This window comes from Maribacter sp., assembly GCF_016744255.1.
Classification (GTDB): domain Bacteria; phylum Bacteroidota; class Bacteroidia; order Flavobacteriales; family Flavobacteriaceae; genus Maribacter_B.
This window is the reverse complement of the sequence record NZ_JADGES010000002.1, coordinates 31,829-54,543: the sequence shown is the minus strand read 5'-3', so window position 1 is coordinate 54,543 and position 22,715 is coordinate 31,829. Positions and strand designations below refer to the sequence as shown.

Genomic DNA, 22,715 nt, shown 5'->3' with positions numbered 1-22,715 from the left:
CGGAACTGTAAATATAACAAAAAACGACTCTAACGAGCTTCCTTTGGATTTAGGAAGAAGAGTTTTATGATTATTTTACCACTAATTGCACGGTTTCCTTTGCTCGTTGCTCTAATAGAATTTCATATCCGTTTTGTAAAGATGCTATGGCGTCGGTATTAAAATGGCGAATAGTATATAGAGACACCCCTTCTTGGTGAACCACTTTAAACCTGCTTTTTAACGTATTAAGTAACTCTTGCAGGCGACCAAATCGGTTATCTACACATACGGAGAAACTAATAGCGGAATTTTGAATTAAATCTACCTTCATTTTATAATCATGGAATAGCTTAAATAGCTCACTTATATTATCTTCAACAATAAAAGAAAAATCTAAAGAAGATAATTTCATTAAAACTTGGTCTTTTTTAACAATAAAGCAGGGAACCTTAGGCTCTATGTCATTCCCTTTCCCCACTGTAGTACCTTCATTTTTAGGATTTAGGAAGGATTTTACGTGCAAAGGAATTTCCTTACGTTGTAGTGGTTGTAAAGTTTTAGGGTGAATTACGGATGCGCCATAAAAAGCAAGTTCAATAGCTTCTCTATAGGATATTTTGTTTAAAAGTTGGGTTTCTTTAAAATACCTTGGATCTGCATTTAAAACACCAGGAACATCTTTCCAAATAGTAACAGAATCTGCATTTAGGCAATAGGCTAAAATTGCCGCAGTATAATCCGAACCTTCTCTACCCAAGGTAGTCGTGAAATTGTTGTCATCGCTACCTAGAAATCCTTGGGTGATGTTTAGAACCTTTTTATTAACCTTTTCAGTAATTTGTTCTTGTGTTTTATCCCAGTTGACATTAGTGTCTCGATAAGTATTATTGGTTTTAATTAGGTTTCGAACATCTAACCAAGTGTTTTGTAAGCCAATTTCATTTAAATAGGCGCTAATAATACTGGTAGATACCAATTCGCCATAACCAACTACCTGATCATAGACAAAATTATAATTTGGAGATTTATTCCAAGCAAGGAATCCTTGAACTTCACCAAACAATTCTTTTACTCTTTTGTAAACTACATGCTCTGTATTTGGAAACAAATCTCTCAATATGTTATTGTGGTATTCTATAACTTCTTGAATTTTAGAAGATAAAATTGGCTTGTCTTTAAAGTATGCATTGACAATAGCCTCCATACCGTTGGTAGTTTTACCCATTGCGGAAACAATTACTAGGGTGTTTTTATAACCTACCTCTTGTAATACTTTTACAATATTTTTTACACCATCTGCATCTTTTACAGACGCTCCTCCAAATTTAAAAACTCTCATTAAAACTATTTTTTAGTTCTTCCCCAAAAGGAAGAAAGACTTTAATTACTATTCTTTAAAAAATTTGCGATACTTTGCTCGTCTAAATGAACAACATCCCAATCTCTCATAACGTTAGCTCCTTTAGATTCGTAAAAGGCTATTGCTCTTTCGTTCCAATCTATTACTTCCCAAGAGATTCTTTTTACACCTAAATTATTGCCATGCTTTACAACAGAAGTAAGTAGGGCATTTCCTAAACCAGTACCTCTAAATTTTTCTGATACCATAAGATCTTCTAAATGAAGGATAGGGCCTTTCCATGTAGAATACCTAGGGTAAACCAAAGCAATACCGACAATTTTGGACTTACTCTCCGCAACAAAACAATGAAATAGAGGGTTTTCTCCAAACCCATCAACTGCCAACTGTTGCTCTGTAACTTCTACTGCGTTTTCTTCTTTTTCAAAAACGGCAAGTTCTTTAATCAAAGATAATATCTCTGGTACATCTGTTATTTTGCTATCTCTAATAGTAAAGCTCATTGGTTTAATATTTTAAGTATTTAATACAATTCTAAAATAAAAAAGGCGTTCTGCTATTAATTGCCCCTAATTACATTTTTTAATTGTGTGTTACAAATATAACACATAGTTATAAATTTAAAAATGAAATAATATCGATAACGTTATAGTTTCACAAAATTGGCGATATTTGTAATCAAATAAACACAATCAGTACAATGCTTAAAAAACATAAAACATTAGGAGAGTTTATTATTGAAAACCAATCTGCATTTCAATATACTTCTGGAGAGCTTTCTAAACTTATAAATGCGATACGATTAGCTGCTAAAGTTGTGAACCATGAGGTGAACAAAGCAGGACTTGTAGATATTTTGGGTGCAGCCGGAGACACTAATATACAGGGTGAAAACCAACAAAAATTAGATGTTATGGCTAATGAAAAATTTATCCAAACATTAAAAAACAGAGAGATTGTTTGTGGAATTGCTTCTGAAGAAGAAGATGATTTTATTACAATTAATAGTAGTGATGACAACCATCAGAATAAATATGTTGTATTAATAGACCCTTTAGATGGTTCTTCTAATATCGATGTAAATGTTTCCGTAGGGACTATTTTCTCTATATACAGAAGGATAACTCCTGTAGGTACTCCTGTAGAGTTGAAAGATTTTTTACAAAAAGGAAGAGAGCAAGTAGCCGCAGGGTATATTGTGTATGGTACATCTACCATGTTAGTATATAGTACTGGTGCTGGTGTAAACGGATTTACTTTAAACCCTGCTTTAGGTACTTTTTATCTTTCGCACCCAGATATGGAATTTCCAGAATCTGGTAAAATATATTCTGTTAATGAAGGTAATTATGTGCATTTTTTACAAGGGGTAAAAGATTATATAAAATACTGCCAAGAGGAAGAAGGAGATAGACCTTATACTTCTAGGTACATTGGTTCTTTAGTTTCTGATTTTCATAGAAACATGATAAAGGGAGGTATTTATATGTATCCAAAAAGTAATATAGCCGAAAACGGAAAACTTCGTTTATTATATGAGTGTAACCCTATGGCTTATTTAGCAGAGCAAGCTAATGGTTTAGCTAGTGACGGATTTGGCCGTATTTTAGATATAGAGCCAACAGAATTACACCAAAGGGTACCTTTCTTTTGTGGAAGTAAAAATATGGTGAAGAAATTGCATGAATGTATTGCTAAACATGCGTAAATAAAAAAAGCGGTCTTTTCAAAGACCGCTTTTTTATTTTTATTCCGATGGATTATCGATTCATATTCTTTATTTCTTCTATAAAGTTGTCCAAATCAACTCCTGCATCTACTAATTTTAAAGCTTTGTCTACAACATAGGCTACGTTCCCTGGAGAAAATCCTAAGCCAACACCTAAGCGTTGTAGCATAACTGTTTGTTTTGCTCCTAATTCGTTATCGGCATAAACCATACGAGCTAAATCGTATAACCTTTCCAAGCGGCTATCGTAACTGGTAGGAGGGTTAATTGGCTTTCCTTGGTAATCTTTTAAAATCTCAGCATAATCATGCTCGGAGATATCTAATTTTTTTGCTAATCTATCTAAAAAAGCCTTTTCATCGTCTGTAATTACTCCATCGCTCATTGCTACTTTTACAATGGCTGCAAAATGATCTTGGTTTCTTTTTTGAAATCCGCTATCAAATAAATCTGAAATTGACATAAATTCTTGTTGTTTAAGATTACAAATATAATTTTTTAAAACAACTATTTAGATTCTTCTATTTTTTTTTGATTAGATGTTTAATTACTTCGGTAATTAGTTGTAATAAAAAATAGGGTTCCTTTTTGTTAGCAATGACAGTAGAAGTTATATTTGCATAAATTTATACCGTTGACCTATTCTACTATTCAACAAGGTTTTGCACAGTCTCCGCAATCGCAGAAACTGAAAAATACTATTGTTCAATCCGAAAAAAATGTTGCTTTAACAGGAGTAATGGGCTCTGCTTTGTCTTTTGTTATAGCAGATGTATTTAAACAAGCAGAAGCTCCTTTTCTCTTAATTTTTAATGATAAAGAAGAGGCCGCATACTACCTCAATGATTTGGAACAATTTATTGGTGAAAAAGAGGTGCTTTTTTACCCAGGAAGTTACCGTAGAGCCTACCAAATTGAAGAAACGGATAATGCTAACGTACTTTTAAGAGCAGAAGTTTTAAATAGAATAAATTCCAGAAAGAAACCTGCTGTAATTGTTACCTATCCAGAGGCAATTTTCGAAAAGGTAGTTACCCGGAAAGAACTAGAGAAAAATACATTAAAAATAAAGGTAGATGACACCTTAAGCTTAGATTTTTTAAACGAAGTTTTATTTGAATATAAATTTAAAAGAGTAGATTTTGTTACCGAGCCAGGAGAGTTTTCTGTTCGGGGTGGTATTGTTGATGTATTCTCTTTTTCGCACGACCAGCCCTATAGAATTGAGTTTTTTGGAGATGAAATTGATAGTATTCGGACTTTTGATGTAGAAACACAACTTTCTACCGAGAAAATCAGTAAAATTACTATTATTCCTAATGTTGAGAATAAATTTTCAGAAGAAACTAGAGAAAGTTTTTTAAATTATGTGGCTAAGGATACGGTTATTTTTGTAAAAAATATAGACTTTCTTTTAGATCAGTTAGATACCTTTTTTGCAAAGGCCATAACAGCATTTGCAAAATTATCCGAAGACATAAAACATGCCGAGCCATTAGAACTTTTTGTTAATGCAAAATTACTTAAAGGACAACTGGCAGCATTTAGATTAGTAACACTTGGGAAAAATGCCACCGCATTAACAAAATTGTCTACAAAGCCAGCAGAAGAAGTGGTTTATAAAACAAAGCCCCAACCGTCTTTTAATAAAAAGTTCGATTTACTTATTAAAGATTTAAATACCAATAAAGCCAAAGGGTATACGAACTATATTTTTTGTGCAACGGACCAACAAGCGCAGCGTTTTCATGATATTTTTGATGAGGTAGAAGAAGAGGTGCATTATAAAACCATAGTTTTTTCTTTGCACCAAGGGTTTATTAATGATAACCTTAAAATAGCTTGTTATACGGATCACCAAATTTTTGAGCGCTATCATAAATTCCATTTAAAAAATGGTTATGCTAAAAAGCAGGCAATTACCTTAAAAGAACTTACAAAACTAGAAACTGGCGATTATGTTACCCATATAGACCATGGCATAGGAAAGTTTGGAGGACTACAAAAGATTGATGTAGAAGGTAAAAAACAAGAGGCTATAAAATTAATGTATGGAGAAAGAGATATACTTTATGTAAGTATTCATTCTCTACACAAAATATCTAAGTTTACGGGTAAGGATGGTAATCCGCCAAAGATTTTTAAACTCGGTTCTGCAGCTTGGAAAAAGCTAAAACAAAAAACAAAATCTAGAGTTAAGAAAATAGCTTTCGATTTAATAAAAGTATATGCCAAAAGAAGATTAGAAAAAGGTTTTCAATATGCTCCAGATAGTTATTTGCAACATGAGTTAGAAGCTTCTTTTATATACGAAGATACACCTGATCAAGGTAAAGCAACTGCCGATATTAAACAAGATATGGAAAGCGAACGTCCTATGGATCGTTTGGTTTGTGGCGATGTAGGTTTTGGGAAAACAGAGGTGGCCATACGGGCAGCTTTTAAAGCAGTAGATAATGGTAAACAAGTTGCAGTATTGGTGCCAACGACCATTTTAGCTTTTCAGCATGCGCGGTCTTTTAAAGAACGATTAAAAGAAATGCCCGTAACCGTTGATTATTTAAATAGATTTAAAACTGCCAAAGAAAGAAAAGCAACTTTGGAGGGTTTAGAAGCTGGCAAGATCGATATTATAATAGGCACACACCAATTGGTAAATAAGAGTGTAAAATTTAAAGATTTAGGTTTATTAATTGTAGACGAAGAGCAAAAATTTGGAGTAGCGGTTAAAGACAAACTAAAGTCCATCAAAGAAAATGTAGATGTTTTAACACTAACAGCTACACCAATTCCTAGAACCTTGCAGTTTAGTTTAATGGCAGCAAGAGATTTGTCACAAATAAATACAGCGCCACCAAATAGATATCCTATAGAAAGTGAAGTTATTCGTTTTTCTGAAGAAACTATTAGAGACGCTATTTCTTATGAGATACAAAGAGGTGGGCAATCTTTTTTTATTCATAACAGAATAGAGAATATAAAAGAAGTTGCTGGTATGATCCAACGTTTAGTCCCCGATGCTAAAATTGGTATTGGTCATGGGCAAATGGAAGGTAAAAAATTAGAAGCTTTAATGCTTTCTTTTATGAATGGTGAGTTCGATGTTTTGGTTTCTACAACTATTGTAGAAAGCGGATTAGATGTTACCAATGCGAATACCATTTTTATAAACAATGCGAATAATTTTGGATTGAGCGATTTACACCAAATGCGTGGCCGTGTTGGGCGAAGTAATAAAAAGGCCTTTTGTTACTTTATAACCCCACCCTACGAAGTAATGACTAATGATGCACGAAAGAGAATACAAGCCCTAGAGCAGTTTACAGAATTAGGAAGCGGATTTAATATAGCCATGAAAGATTTAGAAATTCGTGGTGCAGGTGATATTCTTGGAGGAGAACAAAGCGGCTTTATAAACGAAATAGGTTTTGATGCTTATCAAAAAATTCTTTCAGAAGCCATAAATGAGTTAAAAGAAAATGAATTTAAAGATTTATATGAAGAAGTAGAAGGCCCTGCAGAAAAGGTATATGTAAAAGAAACACAGATAGATTCTGATTTTGAGCTTCTATTCCCAGATGATTATATTAATAATATAACAGAACGCCTAACATTGTACACCAATTTAAATGCTCTTAAAGATGAAGAAGCTTTAGTGAAATATGAGAAAGAATTGGTGGATCGTTTTGGAGAATTGCCAACACCAGCTGTAGATTTATTAAATTCGGTACGGATAAAATGGATAGCCAATCAAATAGGACTAGAGAAAGTGGTAATGAAGCAAAAGAAACTCATAGGCTATTTTATTGCAGACCAACAATCCGATTTTTATCAAAGTCCAACTTTTACCCGAGTGCTTCAATTTGTACAAGCCCATACTAAGGTTTGTAAAATGAAAGAAAAACAAACAAGAAATGGACTGCGATTATTATTGGTTTTTGAAAACGTAAATACAGTAGAGAAGGCATTACGGGTTATGCAGCCTTTAAAATTTTAAGAAACTTTGGTTTTGGTACTGTTTTTGAAAGTCTATAAACACCAATTACATTCGGTTAGGAAAACATAATGGATATGAAAAAAATTATTCTTGGTTTAGTATTATTATTTAGTTGCGTAATTTTCGCACAAAACACCATTTCGGGAACCTTTAAGCCTGCCAAAGATTATAGTTGGTTAATTGCTTATCGGTTAAAACCAGGAACACAAGTTTATGTGGCAGATACGGCAATAAATAATGGGGCGTTTACTTTAAATATGCCAGCCAATTCTCCCGCAGGAACCTATAGACTGGTTTATGCTGTGCCTCAAGAAGAGTTTTATTTTGATGTGTTGTATAATGGCAAGGAAAATGTAGAATTATCTTTTACTACAGATAATGGAGTAGCTTTTATAAGCTCCAAAGAAAATATTCTTTTTACCTCTTACTTTAAGGAGTTAAATGATTTAGAGCGTCGAATTATTACGTATTATACGTCTGGGAATACTAACGTACGAGAATACAATGCAATTTTTAAGAATGTAAAAGCAGTCCAAACAAATTATGAAATAAAAACGAAAGGCTTAATAGCTGGGAAATTTATCAAAGGAAATCAACCCTATATTCCTTCTGGATACGAGACTATTCAGGACTATATATCAAACAAAAAGAAGAATTATTTTAATGGGTTAAATTTTACAAACACCACTTTGCAAGCATCTGGTTTTTTAACGGATAAGGTTGTTAATTACGTTTTTACGGCACTTCCGTTAGAGACAATTTCTCAGGAGGCTACAGAGAAAGAAATGCAAAATAATGTTCGTAAAGTAGATTATTATACACAAACTGTTTCTAAAGGATACAAACTTCATTTATATTATAATTTATGGTCACAGGCTGCAGCAAGTAAATTGAATAATTTATCCGATTTTATATATACAGACTATTTAAAAGTTCTGGCTGTAGAAGAAGGAAAGCAAGATATAATAGATGCTATAGAATTACATAATAGATTGCGCATATGGGCTATTGCTCCAGATATAAGTTGGGGGGAAAAGGGAGAAGAAAAAACACTAAGTACTTTGGAAGGGAGTACTAACTATGTTCTGGTATTTTGGAGTAGCACCTGTTCTCATTGCTTAAAAGAGCTGCCGGCGCTACATAAAGAGTTAAAAAAACACCCAAATATTAAAGTCGTAGCTGTTGGTATTGAAGATGCTGCTATGAATTGGAAAATTGAGATTGCAAAATTCCCGATTTTCGAGCATGCACTTGCTTTAGGGAAATGGCAGGGGAAATACGCAAAGTTATATGCTATAAACCAAACACCTTCCTATTTTATTTTAGATAAGGATAAACGTTTTATAGCAAAGCCAGAAGATGATAAAGCAGTAATAGAATTCCTTATTAATAATTAATTATAAGGTTTTTAAATCTTTGATGGTCTTAAAAGCTATGTCTACTTGTGCGTCATCAACCAAAATAGTAAACTCATTGGTGGTAGAAATTACCTCGTATAGAACAATACCTTCCCAGGCTAAGCGCTGAAAGATGAAATAGTATATGCCGGGAACCGAAACATTTTCAGCAGGTAATTTAACCGTTATAGAAGATAGATCTTGTGCTTTTTGAGTGCACTTTTCGCCAACAAATAGATTTTCAACAACACTATCCATTAAATTGCTTATCACAATATTAATTTCATTTACACCTCTAGACGAAGTGTAGAAAACATCTTGGTTAGTATTTATTTCTTCTAAGAGTTTGGCTTGTTGTCTTAAAATAGTATCCGAAGCTAAAAAGGTATAATCCGTTAAGGAAGAACGTACCGTAATTTCACCAATATTCTTTAGTACTTTAATTATCTTATGAGTAGCACGAAACTCTAAATCATCAGATAAGCGTTTAAGAGCCATAACAATCGCACCATTACGAACGTCTTTTCCTAGTTCGTCCTCAATCTCTGGTTTTACAATTCTAGAAAGAGAAGTTAGGTTTATAATTCCTTGTGCAAGAGCACTTTGCAGGAAGGGTTTTTTCTTAATGTATTGTTCTACTACGGAAGATATTGTTTTCATTGCATACGTTGTGTGTGCAAATATAACAAACTGTTACAAATAAAACAAATTGTCAGAAATGATAATATGCATTCTCTATATGATTTAAATCAAAAGTGTGTTTATTCTTAAGAATTGTAATCACATCGAACCGTACATCTACATCTAAATTTAAATCAGTAACATAATGATCTGCAGCTAATACTTGTAGCTGAATTTTCTTTTTAGTAATCGTGTCCGCAATATTTTCAATAAAGTCCGTACTCCTAGAACGTACTTCCACAATAGCCAAAATAGACCCTTTTTGGGCAATAATATCAACTTCGGCTTTTAGGTGCCTGTAATTTTTATATCTTATGGTATACCCTTTTTTAAGAAGATAATCCGCCGCAAGTTGTTCTCCTTTTTTTCCAAAATCGTTATGTGTCCCCATAAATTCAGGCTATTTTGTGCGTTTCATCGAAAATATAAGTCGTTCACCGTTTTTATAATGAAAACATTGTAAATTCGAAATTGTAACGAAAATAACGGTATAATAATACTATACCAAATTTCGTTGCGTTAAGATAGAGCCCCAACTCTAAGAACTAAAAATACTAATGCCTAAATCGCTATGGAATATTTCATTAATTGTAATACTTCTTCATTAGCTGTATATACTGTTCCATTGGATCAGCAAAAAGCAGCTCATTTATACCGGAGGCTAGGTTTCAGTGCCTCTGTGGATACCATTAATGCAGCTGTTAATCAAACAGCTAATACTTTGGTAGATTCTCTAGTAGATCAAGCTTTAAATGCCACAACAACCACGGCACCTTCTTGGGCAGATTGGAACAACAGTAACTATCCTGCCGATGATGACCAGGCTAGTCAGTTGAGAAGAACTCAAAGACAGGAATGGGGGTTAGCATATGCTAATGATATGCTTAATAATAATTTAAGAGACAGACTTAGTTTCTTTTGGAGCAATCATTTTGTTACGGAAATAGATGTTTACGATTGTAATTCTTTTTTATACCATTACGTAAATTGTTTACAAAGAAATGCGTTGGGAAACTTTAAGACCTTTGTAGAAGAGATTGGTCTAACAAGTGCCATGTTATATTACTTAGACGGTGTTTATAATAATGGAAACAATCCTAATGAAAATTATGGAAGAGAGTTACTAGAGCTTTTTACTTTAGGCGAAGGTAATGCGTATACAGAAGAGGATGTTATTGAAACCGCTAAAGCCCTTACGGGTTATGTAGAAAGAGGAGAGATAGGCTGCGAAGCTGTTCTGTTTGATGCAACAAAACATGATGCAGGTAGTAAAACGATATTCGGACAAACTGGAAATTGGAATTACCAAGATGTACACGATATTCTTTTTGCACAACGCCCCAATGAAATAGCTGGGTTTATATGTAGAAAATTATATGAGTTTTTTGTGCACCCAGATTCTAAAGACCAAGCGGGTAATGCACAAACCATAATTGATGGTATGGCAAGCACTTTTATTACTAATAATTTTGAAATTGCTCCAGTTTTGCGTCAACTATTCAAGAGCCAACATTTTTTCGATGATGACGCCATAGGTGTAATTATAAAGAGTCCTTTTGATATTTACTACAACTTATTTAAAGAAACGAATTTCACTACTACCGATACCAACATAAGTGAAGTTATTAATTATAGCTCTTTATTAGGACAAACGTTATTTGATCCTTTCGATGTTGCTGGTTGGCAAAGAGATAGGTCATGGATTAACACCAATTTTATGATTGGCCGTTGGTTAACCGTTGAATCTATTTTATTGGCATTTTACCAAAGCAATGAAGAACAATTTAGAGATTTTGGTGTTCAGGTTGCAGCGCCAAATGGTGCTACTACAAACGATCCAGCTGAAGTCGCTAGAGCCATTATTGATAAAATTTTACCAAAAGGCTTATTAACAACAGCGGATTACGATACCGCAATAGGTATTTTTAGAGATCCCTATGAAGATAATGGTGTTTATGAGGATAGTCCTGATCCCAGTAACTTTTCATGGAATATGATGTTGCCGAATGCGCATAACCAAGTATACCTACTATTACAACACCTTGGTAGACAACCTGAATTTCAACTAAAATAAAACCTACAACTATGTGTGATACTCACGATAATTCTCCTCACAAAGGCAAAGAGCATGACGGCCATAATGAAGAACATGCCACCTGGAGCCGCCGTTCGTTTTTACAAACATTAGGAATTGCAGGTTCTGGAAGCATGATGCTTGGTTCAAACATGTTAAGTGCATCTGCTCCGTCAAGATTAACAACAGCAGTAGCCGATGCCGAAACGGATAATATCTTAGTTTTAATTCGTCTTTCTGGCGGTAATGATGGTCTTAGTACCGTGATACCCATTAATCAGTATGATAGTTATGCCACAGCAAGACCTAACATATATATACCTGAAAGTAAAATTTTAAAGCTTACAGACGAGTATGGGGTTCCATCCTATATGAAATCTTTAGAGTCTATGTGGGGAGATGGTCAGTTTAAAGCCGTCCACGGTGTAGGTTATGAGGGGCAAAGTCTTTCCCATTTTACTGGTTCCGATATTTTTGCAAATACAGATTTAAGTACTACTGGTTTTAGTGGTACGGATACAGGATGGATGGGTAGACATTTTGAAAATTTGTATCCAGATTATCTTTCTGACTTTCCAGGAAGCAGACCAGAAGGTCCTGCAGCAATACAAATAGGGAGTTATGGTAATTTGGTATTCGAAGGAGAAGAAACCAATTATGCGTTTGTTACCAATAATGTAGATCAATTACAACAGATAGCGGAAACTGGAGTGCAATTCCCAGTAGATGAGGCTCTTTTTGATGATTGTATGTACGGAGATCAGTTACGATTTTTAAGAGGCGTTTCTAATGTTACCAACGAATATGCGGGTACCATCCACGAAGCTTATTTAAGAGGTGATAAACTACAGTGCGTGGAATATCAAGATAATTCTTTTGCAAGACAATTAGAGCTTTTAGCTAAGCTAATAAAAGGGAACTTAGGAACTAAAGTATATATGATTTCTATGGGAGGTTTTGATACCCACGGTAATCAACCTTTAGCGCACGAAAGGTTAATGACGAATCTTTCTGTAGCAGTTAATAATTTTTATGAAGATTTGGCCTGTACGCAACAAGATGAAAAAGTATTAAGTATGACTTTTTCTGAATTCGGAAGACGAATTTTTGAGAATGGTTCTAATGGTACTGATCACGGTAAGGCTGCTCCAACCCTTTTCTTTGGGTCTGGATTAAAAGGAAGTGCTTTTGTTGGGGAGCACCCCACTTTAGATAACCCAGATGGGAGAGGAAACTTAGAATATACTATGGATTTTAGAGATTTATATGGTACTGTCCTTGCGGAATGGTTATGTGTAGATCCAACAACGGTAAATGAGCACTTAAACCCTACGAACATAGCGGGTTATAATTATACCCCTGTAGATTTAGGTTTTCAATGCCATGCAGAGACCGTATTTCCAGATATTGCTATGAGTGATGGGGAGCCAACTTTGCCAACACAACCAGGACCAGACAGTGAGACCCCGTTCAGTCCAGAACTCTTAAATGCTATAATACATAAACCATTTTATCCAACGGATGAAACACCTCATATTTATATAGAAATGCCTTTTTCTGCTATTGTAGAAATTCAATTATATAATATAATGGGACAGAATGTGGGTACGGTGTATAGCGAAAGAATGTCAGAGGGATCCACAGAAATAAACATAAGAGAACGTATGCCTCAACATTTGGCTACGGGTAAATATATTTATAGAATTAATGTACAAAATAAGAAAATGAGCAAATCCGTAATGGTAGCTTAAAAATAACCCCACTATTTATTAAGCCTTCTTGTGTACTTTGTGCTAAGAAGGCTTTTTTGTTATTCTAAACGAGTTTAGATTTACTTTTTTTAGTAGAAAAGGTAAGTTCTTTTTTTACTCTATGGTCATTCTTTTTATACACTCGAGTAACCGAGTCTTCTAGCTTCTTATTTTTTTCTTCCTTTTTTATTTTTGCTAAATCTTCTGCAAGCGTAAACTTTTTTGGGTTTCCTATACTCATAGCATTATTTTTTGTAGGATATGTCTTATAAATAACTAAATATTTAAGGATTTCGTATAAATATTCGATAAGCTGCACACATAGGTCTTCTGTTATTATAGAATTTGAATTCATTTAATACCGAATGCTACGAACTAGGAGCAAAATCTGTATTTTTGTTTCTTAATTAATTTTATACATGTCTACAGAACTAAAAAAACCAGCCAGATATACTATTACAGCAGCATTGCCTTATACTAATGGGCCTATACACATAGGTCATTTAGCAGGGGTTTATGTGCCAGCAGATATTTATGCGCGCTATTTGCGTTTAACTAATAATGATGTGGCTTTTGTTTGTGGTAGTGATGAGCATGGTGTTGCCATTTCAATGAAGGCAAAAAAGGAAGGAATAACTCCAAAAGATGTAATTGATAAGTATAATGGGATTATAAAAAAATCCTTCCAGGATTTTGGAATTACCTTTGATAATTACTCTAGAACTTCTTCCGAGATTCATCATAAAACCGCATCCGATTTTTTTATAAAATTAAATGAACAAGGCGATTTTATTGAAGAAACCACAGCGCAATTGTACGATGAAGAGGCTAAGCAGTTTTTGGCAGATCGTTTTGTTGTAGGTACATGCCCAAAATGTGGAAACGAAGAAGCTTACGGAGATCAATGCGAAAATTGTGGTTCTACTTTAAATGCTACCGACTTAATTAATCCAAAATCTACTATAACAGGAGCAGTTCCTACTTTAAAAGAAACAAAACACTGGTTTTTGCCATTAGATAGACACGAAGCCTTTTTAAGGGAATGGATTTTAGAAGGTCATAAAAAAGATTGGAAACCTAATGTATACGGACAATGTAAATCTTGGATAGACGATGGTTTAAAACCAAGAGCAGTTACAAGAGATTTAGATTGGGGTATACCAGTACCTGTAGAAGGGGGAGAAGGTAAAGTTCTTTATGTTTGGTTTGATGCTCCTATTGGGTATATATCATCTACCAAAGAATGGGCAGCTCGTGAAGGTAAAGATTGGGAGCCATACTGGAAATCGGATGATACTAAAATGGTACACTTTATTGGGAAGGATAATATCGTTTTTCACTGTATTATATTCCCGGCAATACTAAAGGCACATGGCGGATATATTCTACCAGAAAACGTACCAGCAAATGAGTTTTTAAATTTAGAAGGGAATAAATTATCTACTTCTAAAAATTGGGCAGTTTGGTTGCATGAGTATTTAGAGGAGTTCCCAGATATGCAAGATGTGTTACGGTATACCTTAACAGCAAATGCGCCAGAAACAAAGGATAACGATTTTACTTGGAAAGATTTTCAGGCACGTAATAATAACGAATTAGTTGCCATTTTCGGGAACTTCGTAAACCGTGTGGCTGTATTAACACATAAATATTACAATGGGCAGGTGCCACCTGCAGGGAATTTTTCCAATGTGGATGAAGAAACCCTTGCGCAATTGAAAAAATATCCAGGAATAATTTCTAGTTCTATCGAAAGATACCGCTTCCGAGAAGCAGGGCAGGAACTTATGAATTTAGCACGTTTAGGGAATAAATACCTAGCAGATGAGGAACCTTGGAAAGTTATAAAGCAAGATGAAGAACGCGTAAAAACAGTAATGTATGTTGCGTTGCAAATAGCATCGGCTTTAGCGATACTTAGCGAACCATTTTTGCCATTTACATCTGCCAAATTAAAAGGAATCTTACAATTAGATGACATAGCATGGGAAGATGTAGCTCTGAAAGATGTGCTAATAGCACCAAAACATCAAATTAATAAAGCAGAATTGCTTTTTAGAAAGATAGAAGATAAAGAAGTGCAAATGCAATTAGATAAGTTAGAAGCCACTAAAAAAGCAAACGAAAACGCGAATAAAGAAGTTGTAGCGCAAAAAGACACCATTACTTTCGATGATTTTTCTAAGCTAGATATGCGTGTAGGGACTATTATAGAAGCAGAGAAAATGCCTAAAGCCAAAAAATTATTGGTATTAAAGGTAGATACAGGCTTAGATGTAAGGACTATCGTCTCTGGTATAGCAGAAAGCTTTAAACCAGAAGAAATAGTAGGTAAAAAAGTGACGGTATTAATTAACTTATCGCCAAGAGCTTTAAGAGGGGTAGAGAGCGAAGGAATGATATTAATGACAGAAAATGCAGATGGTAAACTAGTTTTTGTTAACCCAGATGAAGATGGGGTTTCTAACGGAGAGACTATCAATTAAATTTGTAATTTTATTAAAAAAAAGAAGAACATGTTATCAAAAAAAATAGAAGAAGCACTTAATAGTCAGATAAAAATAGAAGCAGAATCTTCCCAGATTTATTTAGCAATGGCTTGTTGGGCTGAGGTTAAGGGCTTAGAAGGGGTCGCGGGTTTTATGTATAAACAATCTCAAGAAGAGAGAGATCATATGTTAAAACTTATAAAATTTGTAAATGAACGTGGTGGGCATGCACAGATTTCAGAGTTAACTGCTCCTAATGTTACTTTTAATTCCTTTAAAGAAATGTTTGAAAAATTGTTAGAGCATGAGGTTTTTGTATCTAGTAGTATTAATGATTTAGTACATATTACTTTAGGAGAAAGGGACTATGCTACACATAATTTCTTGCAATGGTACGTTTCCGAGCAAATAGAAGAAGAGGCAGTAGCACGGAATATACTAGATAAAATAAATCTTATAGGTAATGATAAAGGAGGATTGTATTTGTTCGATAGAGATATAGAGCAATTAACGGTTACTTCCGCTTCAATGGACAGTCCTCAGTAGAAATAACTATTTTATTTAGATTAAATAAAAATAAGTATATTTACCCATCGCAAAGAGCAATTTGTTTTGGGTAAAAAAAAGAAGGAGAAAAAAGCATTAAAAAAATTATCTAAGTCGGTTTCTTTAGTGCCCGATAAGGTAAAAAATAAATGTTGTAAAAAGTATAAAAAATCAGAGAACAAGCGTTGTAAAAAATGCCCATGTTTCGATTTGCTAAAAAAAGTAGCTTAACCTTCTACAGCCTAATTTTTAATTCAATATTTTAATTTTACAAGATGAATACGTAGATGTAAAAAAGGCTATAAGGAATAATAGTTTTTTTAAAGTCTAAATTATTGGGTGATGCGTATATAAAAGAAAACGAATGAAACATTTACTAGTACTACTATTTTCGGTAAGTTTATTTTCCTGTGGAGGTTCTAAAACTGTACGAGTCTCTAAAAAAGTTATTAAAGGGAATTGGATGCTAAACCATGTGAATTACAGTGAGTCTGGAACATACAATGTTACACTTTTAAATGATGTGGAAAAAGTATGTTTTGAAGGAAGTACGTGGCAGTTTATACCAAATAATAACACAGGAATGTATGCTATAAATAATGTTAGCTGCGCTGTTGGTAATCGTAATTTTATTTTTACAATTAAAGAAATTAATCAAGCAACAGGCTTGTATAATTTTCTATTAAAACCTACAGATGAAAAAAATAAAAGCCAAAATAATGTTGGTTTTAGATTAAATCTTACCCAGTTAACAGAAACCAGTATGATCTGGGAGCAAACTTTAACTGTAGATGAAAAACCGTTTACAATTAGTATGGTTTTTGCTAAACAATAAATAAAAAATAACCCCTTATTTAAAATCTATGAAAATTAATAAAATACTAACCTTTGCATTAGCACTGGTAATCGTTATCAGTTTTACCAATTGTAAAACGGTGCAAAATGCAAATAACAAACAAAAAGGAGCTGTTATTGGAGCAACAGGGGGAGCTATTATAGGAGCAATATTAGGTAATAATATTGGCAAAGGCGGAAACGGAGAATTAGGAGCTATTATTGGCGGTGTTGTTGGTGGTGGAGCAGGTGTTCTTATTGGTAACAAAATGGACAAACAAGCCCAAAAAATAGAAGAAGAAATACCAGGAGCACGTGTGGAACGAGTAGACGACGGTATCGTAATTACTTTTGATGAAAATAGTGGTGTCTTTTTTGATACTAATAAGTATAATATTAATACAGCCTCACAAAATTCTTTAGATAAATTGGCAGGAGTCTTTAAGGAGTATCCAGATACAAATATTTTAGTGGTAGGGCATACGGATAGTGTAGGTGCTGAAGAGTATAACATGACCCTGTCTAAAAATAGAGCGGGTGCTGTAACTAGCTATCTTACCGGAAAAGGATTGCTTGCAGGTAGATTTACAACACAATGGTTTGGAGAAAACCAACCAACGAATGATAATAGTACTGCGGACGGAAGAGCAAAAAACAGAAGAGTAAATGTGGCAATATTGCCAAATGAGAAGATGATTAATGAGGCTAAAACACAATCTGGAGAAAACTAGAAAATTTTAGCTTATAAATTCGATATAATCAATCGAGTTAAATATATTAGAGACCTTATAAATAATTTTATAAGGTCTTTTTTATGATAAAATATATAAGAGCACGTACTCAGCTACCAGAAAAGAGTATCCAAAATACAGTGGAACTTTTAAATGAGGATTGTACTATCCCATTTATATCTAGATATAGAAAAGAACATACCGGGAATTTAGATGAGGTTCAGGTAGGAGAGATTGTAAAATTTAAAGAGCAATATGAAGCTTTAGGAAAACGCAAAAAATCCGTTTTAAAGGCGCTAGAAGAACAAGGCGTTTTAACGCAGGAATTACAAGCTAAAATTAATGCAGTAGTGGACCTTACCACTTTAGAGGATATTTATCTTCCGTATAAAAAGAGTAGAAAAACCAAAGCAGAAACTGCTCGCAAGAACGGGCTAGAGCCTCTAGCGAAAATTATCATGGCACAACGCAATGATGAAATAGAGTTTGCGGCCACCAAATTTTTAAATAATACCATACAAAACGAAGAAGAAGCTTTAGAAGGGGCTCGCCATATAATTGCAGAGTGGATAAATGAGCGATCGGATATTAGGAATCAAGTGCGGTATCAACTAGAAAAATTTGCGCAAATTGCCACCAAAGTAATTGCCGTAAAAAAAGAAGAAGAAAAAGCTCAAAAGTATAGGGATTATTTTGATTGGAGCGAGTCTTTAGGTCGTTGCCCATCGCATAGATTGTTGGCTATACTAAGGGCCGAGAGTGAAGGTTATATTAGAGTTAAAATTGAGATTGATGATGAAAGAGCTTTGTCGAAAATAGAAGATCGTATTATAAAAAGTAATAATGCATGTAGTGGCCAAATTTCGGTAGCCATAAAGGACGCTTACAAAAGATTGTTACTGCCATCCTTATCTAATGAAAGATTAAAGCTAGCAAAGGAAAAAGCAGATGAATCTGCGATTACTGTTTTTGCTAAAAATTTAAAGCAACTCCTTTTAGGGTCTCCATTAGGAGAAAAAAGAATTCTAGCTATTGATCCTGGTTTTAGAACGGGTTGTAAGGTAGTTTGCTTAAGTGCTCAGGGCTACTTAGAGCATAATGACACTATTTACCCACATGCGCCACAGAACGATAGTAGTGGAGCTATACATAAAATAAATTCGTTAGTAGATGCTTATGAAATAGAAGCTATTGCTATTGGTAATGGCACCGCTTCTAGAGAAACAGAGCAATTAATAAAAAGCATAGATTTTACAAATGCTATAGAAGTATTTGTAGTTAGTGAGGCAGGAGCATCTATTTACTCCGCATCTAAAATAGCGAGAGATGAATTTCCTAATTACGATGTCACTGTTAGGGGTGCAGTTTCTATTGGAAGAAGATTAGCAGATCCTCTAGCAGAATTGGTAAAGATTGATGCTAAATCAATTGGAGTAGGACAATACCAACACGATGTAGATCAAACTAAACTGCAAAAATCTTTAGACACGGTAGTGGGGAGCTGTGTAAATTATGTTGGTGTAAATATTAATACGGCAAGTAAATCATTACTTAGCTATGTTTCTGGAATTGGCCCCAAATTGGCAGAGAATATTGTGGCGCATAGAAATAAGAATGGCCCGTTTAAGAGTAGAGCGGCTATAAAAAAAGTGCCTCGTTTAGGGGGGAAGGCTTTTGAGCAGGGGGCGGCTTTTTTGCGCATTAAAAATGCAAAAAACCCCTTAGATGATTCTGCAATACACCCAGAAAGTTATTCCATTGCAGAAAAAATGGCAAAAGATAAGGGTGTTTCCATTGGGAGCCTTATTGGCAATAAAAAAGACTTAGAAAGTATTGTCTTGAATCAATATATAACCGATGCTATTGGTCTTCCAACCTTAAGAGATATTATTCAGGAATTAGAAAAACCTGGCTTAGATTTACGCGAAAAAGCGAAGGTCTTTACTTTTGATCAAAATATAAAATCTATTACAGATTTAAGTGAAGGACAGCTTTTGCCAGGGATAGTAAATAATATTACCAATTTTGGTTGTTTTGTAGATGTCGGTATTAAAGAGAGTGGACTAATTCATGTTTCTAATCTTTCCGATTCTTTTGTTAAGGATGTCAATGAGCATGTACGGTTACATCAACAAATTGTAGTGAAGGTTATGGAGGTAGATGTTAGTAGAAAACGTATTCAATTAGCATTACAGGAATAACAGCTATTTTAATTAGTATTTAATACAGGATATAATCACATGATAAAAAAAGTACTTCTTGGAATTTTTCTTTTATCCGCTCTGTTTGCAAAATCGCAACAAATAAAAACAGATTTAGAAGATAGTAGATGGCAAATGTTTACTTATGATTTTGGAAATATATTTAAAGGAGTTGGTTATTCTTATGCAAGACCGTTGCATTGGAAAGGAGATCAGTGGGCAACTGTAGGGTATACTTTGGCAGGGACAAGTTTACTTCATTTAGTAGATAAACCTGTTTCTGATTCTTTTATAGCTATAAAAGAGGATGTCCCAAAAGGAATTAGCGAGTATGGTTTTAATGTTGGTAGTCCAAGTAATAATTATTTAATTACTGGTGCAATATACGTAACAGGTTTAGCTTTAAAAGATGAAAAATTAAGGAGAACAGGGGTTTTATTAATAGCCTCTGCAACTTCAGCGGGTTTTTTGCAACAAGTGGTTAAATCGGTGGTGGGTAGAGCAAGACCATTAAGTGGAAAATCTAAAGATACGTTTAAGCCTTTTTGGGGAGGGAGTAAGAAGTATCATTCTTTTCCTTCGGGTCATGCTATTTTGGCTATGACAAATGCACACGCTATTGCAAAACAATTTAAAAATCCATGGGTAAAAACAGGAGTTTATACTTTAGGTTCTATTCCTGCAGTTTCTAGGTTGTGGGAGGGTAAGCATTGGTTATCCGATGTTGCTTTGGGAGTAGCAATAAGTATTTTTACCGTAGAATCCATAGATAGGTATTTAGATTCTCGGTATAACCAAAAGTATAACGAAGGCAGTAAAAAAATATCTTGGAACCTAAATTTTGCTCCAGGGCAGATAGGAGTCGTAGGAAGGTTTTAGTGAAGAAATATACTTTGTAAGTTTATTAATCGTTTTCATAAATAGAAAAGTAATCATAATTAAGAAGTGTTAAAATTTATACCTATGAAAAAAGTATTATTACTCGCAATGCTAGTTGTTTCTGGTGCTACACAAGCCCAAAAATTAAAAGAAATAGATGGTAGTCCAAAAGATTTAAAAGAGATTAAAAATTATGCTCTTGAGTTTGATTATTCTGACGTAAAAATTCCTAAATATGATTCGGAAGAGGATTTTTTAGCGGATAAAATGAAGAAAAGAGAAGAGAAAGAAGCAGGGGCAGGAGAAAAGTTTAAAGCATCTTGGTTTTCGGATAGAGAAGAACTTTATGAGCCTAAATTTATAGAGTCTTTTAATAAAAGATTTGAAGAGGAAGGAATTTCTGTAGGAAAAGATAATTCGGATGCTAAGTATACCATGAAAATTCATTCTAATAAAATATACGCAGGATACAATGTTGGTGTTGTAAGAAAAAATGCAGAAATAGATGTAACTATTAGCGTATATGAAACTAGCAATCCTGGGAACGTTTTATTCTCTGGGAAATTTTATAAAGTACAAGGTTATGGTGCTATGGGCTATGATTATAACTCTGGTTATAGAATATCAGAATGTTACGCTAAAGCAGCAAAATCATTTGCAGGGTTTCTTAAAAAGAAGGCTTTAAAATAAGAATATAAAATAAGCATAAAAAAAGGGAACCTTCAGTAAGGTTCCCTTTTTTTATGCTTTTTGTTCTGCAGTTTCCATATCAATTACTTTGGCAACTGTTTTTACCAAACGGTTATGGTTCTTTACAAACGGATTGGTTTGGTCCCAAACATAGCCAGCGAGTACTGCGCAGATTTGCTTTTTTATCTCAGGATTTTCGGGTCTATGAAAAAATATTTTCTGCAAATTACCAGTATACCACTCTTTTACATAAGTAGCAAAAACAGCAACCCCTTGTTTTATGTAGTCGTAGTACTCTTTCTCCCAATCGACCTGATTTCCTCTTAGTTCTTTAGCCGCTAATTTTGCTGCTAAAAGAGCAGATTCTGTTGCAAATGTTACTCCAGAAGAAAATACTGGATCTAAAAATTCTGCACTATTTCCTGTTAAGGCATATCCCTTACCATAAATTTGTTTTACAGATTTGGAATAATTTTTTATCATTTTAGGTTCAAAATCAAAACTTACATCTTCAAAGCGATTTTTGTAATACTTCGAGAGTTTTATTATTTGTTTTATTTTTTCTTCATTGGACCCTGTAAAAGACTCTAAATATTCGGTTGGACCAACAAGACCTATACTCGTGTGTCCGTTAGAAAAAGGAATAACCCACAGCCATGTTTCTTGACTTAAAACATCAAAAGTTATTAAAGTTCCTTCCTCTCCTTCTGGTCTATTCTTATCATTAACATGCGCAAATATGGAAGAATGTTTTGGTAAAGGCGAGGGTTTCTCTAAATCTAATAATCTCGGCAATACCCTGCCATATCCACTAGAGTCAATTATAAATTTAGCTGTAATTTTACTTGTATTCCCTTTACTATCTTCTATAGTAATTATAGACTTCTCTTTTTCGATATTAACATCAATCACTGCATGATCAAAAACGATATCAACTCCTCTCTCTATAAGCGTATCCGTTAGTACGGAATCAAAATCGGCTCTTGGTACTTGCCATGTCCAATCCCAGCCATCTCCATGTTTTTTTCCAAAATCGAAATTGCAAATCTCTTCACCTCTCATAAATCGTGCTCCAGATTTAATTTCAAATCCAAAATCTTTTAAAGGTTGTAATAAATCTACCTCTTCAAAGTGATCCATACAACGTGGCAGAAGACTTTCTCCTATTACAAATCGAGGAAATATACTCTTTTCTACAACTTTAACTTTAAAGCCACTATTATGTAAATATGAAGCTGCTACTGAGCCAGATGGTCCTGCCCCAATTATTAATACTTCAACATTTTCTTGATTCATCCTGCAATTAATATTAAATATTTAGTAAATATTATAAATTTGCATACCAAATTAGCTATTTTTATTTATAAATTGCCA

General features: G+C 34.0%; 19 protein-coding genes. 12 read left to right on the top strand and 7 right to left on the bottom strand.

Annotation, left to right across the window (positions count from 1 at the left end; translation table 11 throughout):
- Positions 1-70: 70 nt before the first annotated feature.
- Positions 71-1,321 carry an aspartate kinase gene (locus QZZ51_RS00840; protein ID WP_291864562.1) on the bottom strand — a complete coding sequence of 417 codons (1,251 nt, stop codon included), beginning with the start codon at positions 1,319-1,321 and terminating at the stop codon, positions 71-73.
- Positions 1,322-1,362: 41 nt separating this feature from the next.
- Entirely contained in the window at positions 1,363-1,845 is a 483-nt protein-coding gene (locus tag QZZ51_RS00835; RefSeq protein ID WP_291864559.1) for a GNAT family N-acetyltransferase, read from the bottom strand.
- Between the two features lie 197 nt (positions 1,846-2,042).
- Here QZZ51_RS00835 and fbp point away from each other — a divergent pair, with 197 nt between their 5' ends.
- Positions 2,043-3,050, top strand: a complete 1,008-nt coding sequence (gene fbp / locus QZZ51_RS00830; RefSeq protein ID WP_291864557.1) for a class 1 fructose-bisphosphatase — start codon at positions 2,043-2,045, stop codon at positions 3,048-3,050.
- A gap of 52 nt (positions 3,051-3,102) precedes the next feature.
- On the opposite strand, the gene QZZ51_RS00825 is transcribed toward fbp, so the two are convergent.
- Positions 3,103-3,534, bottom strand: a complete 432-nt coding sequence (locus QZZ51_RS00825) for a TerB family tellurite resistance protein (protein ID WP_291864554.1) — start codon at positions 3,532-3,534, stop codon at positions 3,103-3,105.
- Positions 3,535-3,705: 171 nt separating this feature from the next.
- Between QZZ51_RS00825 and mfd the strand changes: the two genes are divergently transcribed.
- Entirely contained in the window at positions 3,706-7,068 is a 3,363-nt protein-coding gene (mfd, locus tag QZZ51_RS00820) for a transcription-repair coupling factor (protein WP_291864552.1), read from the top strand.
- Between the two features lie 74 nt (positions 7,069-7,142).
- Positions 7,143-8,465 carry a thioredoxin family protein gene (locus tag QZZ51_RS00815; protein ID WP_291864550.1) on the top strand — a complete coding sequence of 441 codons (1,323 nt, stop codon included), beginning with the start codon at positions 7,143-7,145 and terminating at the stop codon, positions 8,463-8,465.
- On the opposite strand, the gene QZZ51_RS00810 is transcribed toward QZZ51_RS00815, so the two are convergent.
- Together QZZ51_RS00810 and QZZ51_RS00805 are read right to left on the bottom strand one after the other, a co-directional pair.
- A complete protein-coding gene (locus QZZ51_RS00810; protein ID WP_291864547.1) occupies positions 8,466-9,125 on the bottom strand; it encodes an aspartate kinase in 660 nt (219 codons plus the stop codon).
- Between the two features lie 52 nt (positions 9,126-9,177).
- On the bottom strand, positions 9,178-9,537 hold the full coding sequence (locus tag QZZ51_RS00805) for a YraN family protein (RefSeq protein WP_291864544.1): 360 nt from the start codon (positions 9,535-9,537) through the stop codon (positions 9,178-9,180).
- A gap of 180 nt (positions 9,538-9,717) precedes the next feature.
- Here QZZ51_RS00805 and QZZ51_RS00800 point away from each other — a divergent pair, with 180 nt between their 5' ends.
- Both QZZ51_RS00800 and QZZ51_RS00795 read left to right on the top strand, forming a co-directional pair.
- Positions 9,718-11,220, top strand: coding sequence for a DUF1800 domain-containing protein (locus QZZ51_RS00800; RefSeq protein WP_291864542.1), 1,503 nt, complete (start codon positions 9,718-9,720; stop codon positions 11,218-11,220).
- 11 nt (positions 11,221-11,231) lie between these two features.
- Entirely contained in the window at positions 11,232-12,971 is a 1,740-nt protein-coding gene (locus QZZ51_RS00795) for a DUF1501 domain-containing protein (RefSeq protein ID WP_291864541.1), read from the top strand.
- A gap of 64 nt (positions 12,972-13,035) precedes the next feature.
- On the opposite strand, the gene QZZ51_RS00790 is transcribed toward QZZ51_RS00795, so the two are convergent.
- Positions 13,036-13,212, bottom strand: a complete 177-nt coding sequence (locus QZZ51_RS00790; protein ID WP_291864538.1) for a hypothetical protein — start codon at positions 13,210-13,212, stop codon at positions 13,036-13,038.
- Positions 13,213-13,390: 178 nt separating this feature from the next.
- Between QZZ51_RS00790 and metG the strand changes: the two genes are divergently transcribed.
- The 7 genes from metG to QZZ51_RS00755 all read left to right on the top strand — a co-directional run bounded on the left by metG (position 13,391) and on the right by QZZ51_RS00755 (position 21,341).
- Positions 13,391-15,457, top strand: a complete 2,067-nt coding sequence (gene metG, locus QZZ51_RS00785; RefSeq protein ID WP_291864535.1) for a methionine--tRNA ligase — start codon at positions 13,391-13,393, stop codon at positions 15,455-15,457.
- A 30-nt stretch (positions 15,458-15,487) separates the two neighbouring features.
- Positions 15,488-16,006 carry a ferritin gene (locus tag QZZ51_RS00780; RefSeq protein WP_291864533.1) on the top strand — a complete coding sequence of 173 codons (519 nt, stop codon included), beginning with the start codon at positions 15,488-15,490 and terminating at the stop codon, positions 16,004-16,006.
- Between the two features lie 364 nt (positions 16,007-16,370).
- Entirely contained in the window at positions 16,371-16,841 is a 471-nt protein-coding gene (locus tag QZZ51_RS00775) for a lipocalin family protein (protein ID WP_291864530.1), read from the top strand.
- Between the two features lie 28 nt (positions 16,842-16,869).
- On the top strand, positions 16,870-17,571 hold the full coding sequence (locus QZZ51_RS00770) for an OmpA family protein (RefSeq protein WP_291864527.1): 702 nt from the start codon (positions 16,870-16,872) through the stop codon (positions 17,569-17,571).
- A gap of 83 nt (positions 17,572-17,654) precedes the next feature.
- A complete protein-coding gene (locus QZZ51_RS00765) occupies positions 17,655-19,772 on the top strand; it encodes a Tex family protein (RefSeq protein ID WP_291864524.1) in 2,118 nt (705 codons plus the stop codon).
- A gap of 39 nt (positions 19,773-19,811) precedes the next feature.
- A complete protein-coding gene (locus tag QZZ51_RS00760) occupies positions 19,812-20,651 on the top strand; it encodes a phosphatase PAP2 family protein (RefSeq protein ID WP_291864522.1) in 840 nt (279 codons plus the stop codon).
- Positions 20,652-20,735: 84 nt separating this feature from the next.
- Complete coding sequence (locus tag QZZ51_RS00755) at positions 20,736-21,341, top strand: hypothetical protein (RefSeq protein ID WP_291864519.1); 606 nt, start codon at positions 20,736-20,738, stop codon at positions 21,339-21,341.
- Positions 21,342-21,392: 51 nt separating this feature from the next.
- Here QZZ51_RS00755 and QZZ51_RS00750 read toward each other — a convergent pair whose 3' ends face one another.
- Positions 21,393-22,637, bottom strand: a complete 1,245-nt coding sequence (locus QZZ51_RS00750) for an NAD(P)/FAD-dependent oxidoreductase (RefSeq protein WP_291864517.1) — start codon at positions 22,635-22,637, stop codon at positions 21,393-21,395.
- Between the last annotated feature and the right edge of the window lie 78 nt (positions 22,638-22,715).

What these genes read in the sequence shown, in the direction of transcription:
- QZZ51_RS00840 (WP_291864562.1), bottom strand. Translation starts at nt 1,321, where the DNA reads ATGAGAGTTTTTAAATTTGGAGGAGCGTCTGTAAAAGATGCAGATGGT.
- QZZ51_RS00835 (WP_291864559.1), bottom strand. Translation starts at nt 1,845, where the DNA reads ATGAGCTTTACTATTAGAGATAGCAAAATAACAGATGTACCAGAGATA.
- fbp (WP_291864557.1), top strand. Translation starts at nt 2,043, where the DNA reads ATGCTTAAAAAACATAAAACATTAGGAGAGTTTATTATTGAAAACCAA.
- QZZ51_RS00825 (WP_291864554.1), bottom strand. Translation starts at nt 3,534, where the DNA reads ATGTCAATTTCAGATTTATTTGATAGCGGATTTCAAAAAAGAAACCAA.
- QZZ51_RS00815 (WP_291864550.1), top strand. Translation starts at nt 7,143, where the DNA reads ATGAAAAAAATTATTCTTGGTTTAGTATTATTATTTAGTTGCGTAATT.
- QZZ51_RS00810 (WP_291864547.1), bottom strand. Translation starts at nt 9,125, where the DNA reads ATGAAAACAATATCTTCCGTAGTAGAACAATACATTAAGAAAAAACCC.
- QZZ51_RS00805 (WP_291864544.1), bottom strand. Translation starts at nt 9,537, where the DNA reads ATGGGGACACATAACGATTTTGGAAAAAAAGGAGAACAACTTGCGGCG.
- QZZ51_RS00800 (WP_291864542.1), top strand. Translation starts at nt 9,718, where the DNA reads ATGGAATATTTCATTAATTGTAATACTTCTTCATTAGCTGTATATACT.
- QZZ51_RS00795 (WP_291864541.1), top strand. Translation starts at nt 11,232, where the DNA reads ATGTGTGATACTCACGATAATTCTCCTCACAAAGGCAAAGAGCATGAC.
- QZZ51_RS00790 (WP_291864538.1), bottom strand. Translation starts at nt 13,212, where the DNA reads ATGAGTATAGGAAACCCAAAAAAGTTTACGCTTGCAGAAGATTTAGCA.
- metG (WP_291864535.1), top strand. Translation starts at nt 13,391, where the DNA reads ATGTCTACAGAACTAAAAAAACCAGCCAGATATACTATTACAGCAGCA.
- QZZ51_RS00780 (WP_291864533.1), top strand. Translation starts at nt 15,488, where the DNA reads ATGTTATCAAAAAAAATAGAAGAAGCACTTAATAGTCAGATAAAAATA.
- QZZ51_RS00775 (WP_291864530.1), top strand. Translation starts at nt 16,371, where the DNA reads ATGAAACATTTACTAGTACTACTATTTTCGGTAAGTTTATTTTCCTGT.
- QZZ51_RS00770 (WP_291864527.1), top strand. Translation starts at nt 16,870, where the DNA reads ATGAAAATTAATAAAATACTAACCTTTGCATTAGCACTGGTAATCGTT.
- QZZ51_RS00765 (WP_291864524.1), top strand. Translation starts at nt 17,655, where the DNA reads ATGATAAAATATATAAGAGCACGTACTCAGCTACCAGAAAAGAGTATC.
- QZZ51_RS00760 (WP_291864522.1), top strand. Translation starts at nt 19,812, where the DNA reads ATGATAAAAAAAGTACTTCTTGGAATTTTTCTTTTATCCGCTCTGTTT.
- QZZ51_RS00755 (WP_291864519.1), top strand. Translation starts at nt 20,736, where the DNA reads ATGAAAAAAGTATTATTACTCGCAATGCTAGTTGTTTCTGGTGCTACA.
- QZZ51_RS00750 (WP_291864517.1), bottom strand. Translation starts at nt 22,637, where the DNA reads ATGAATCAAGAAAATGTTGAAGTATTAATAATTGGGGCAGGACCATCT.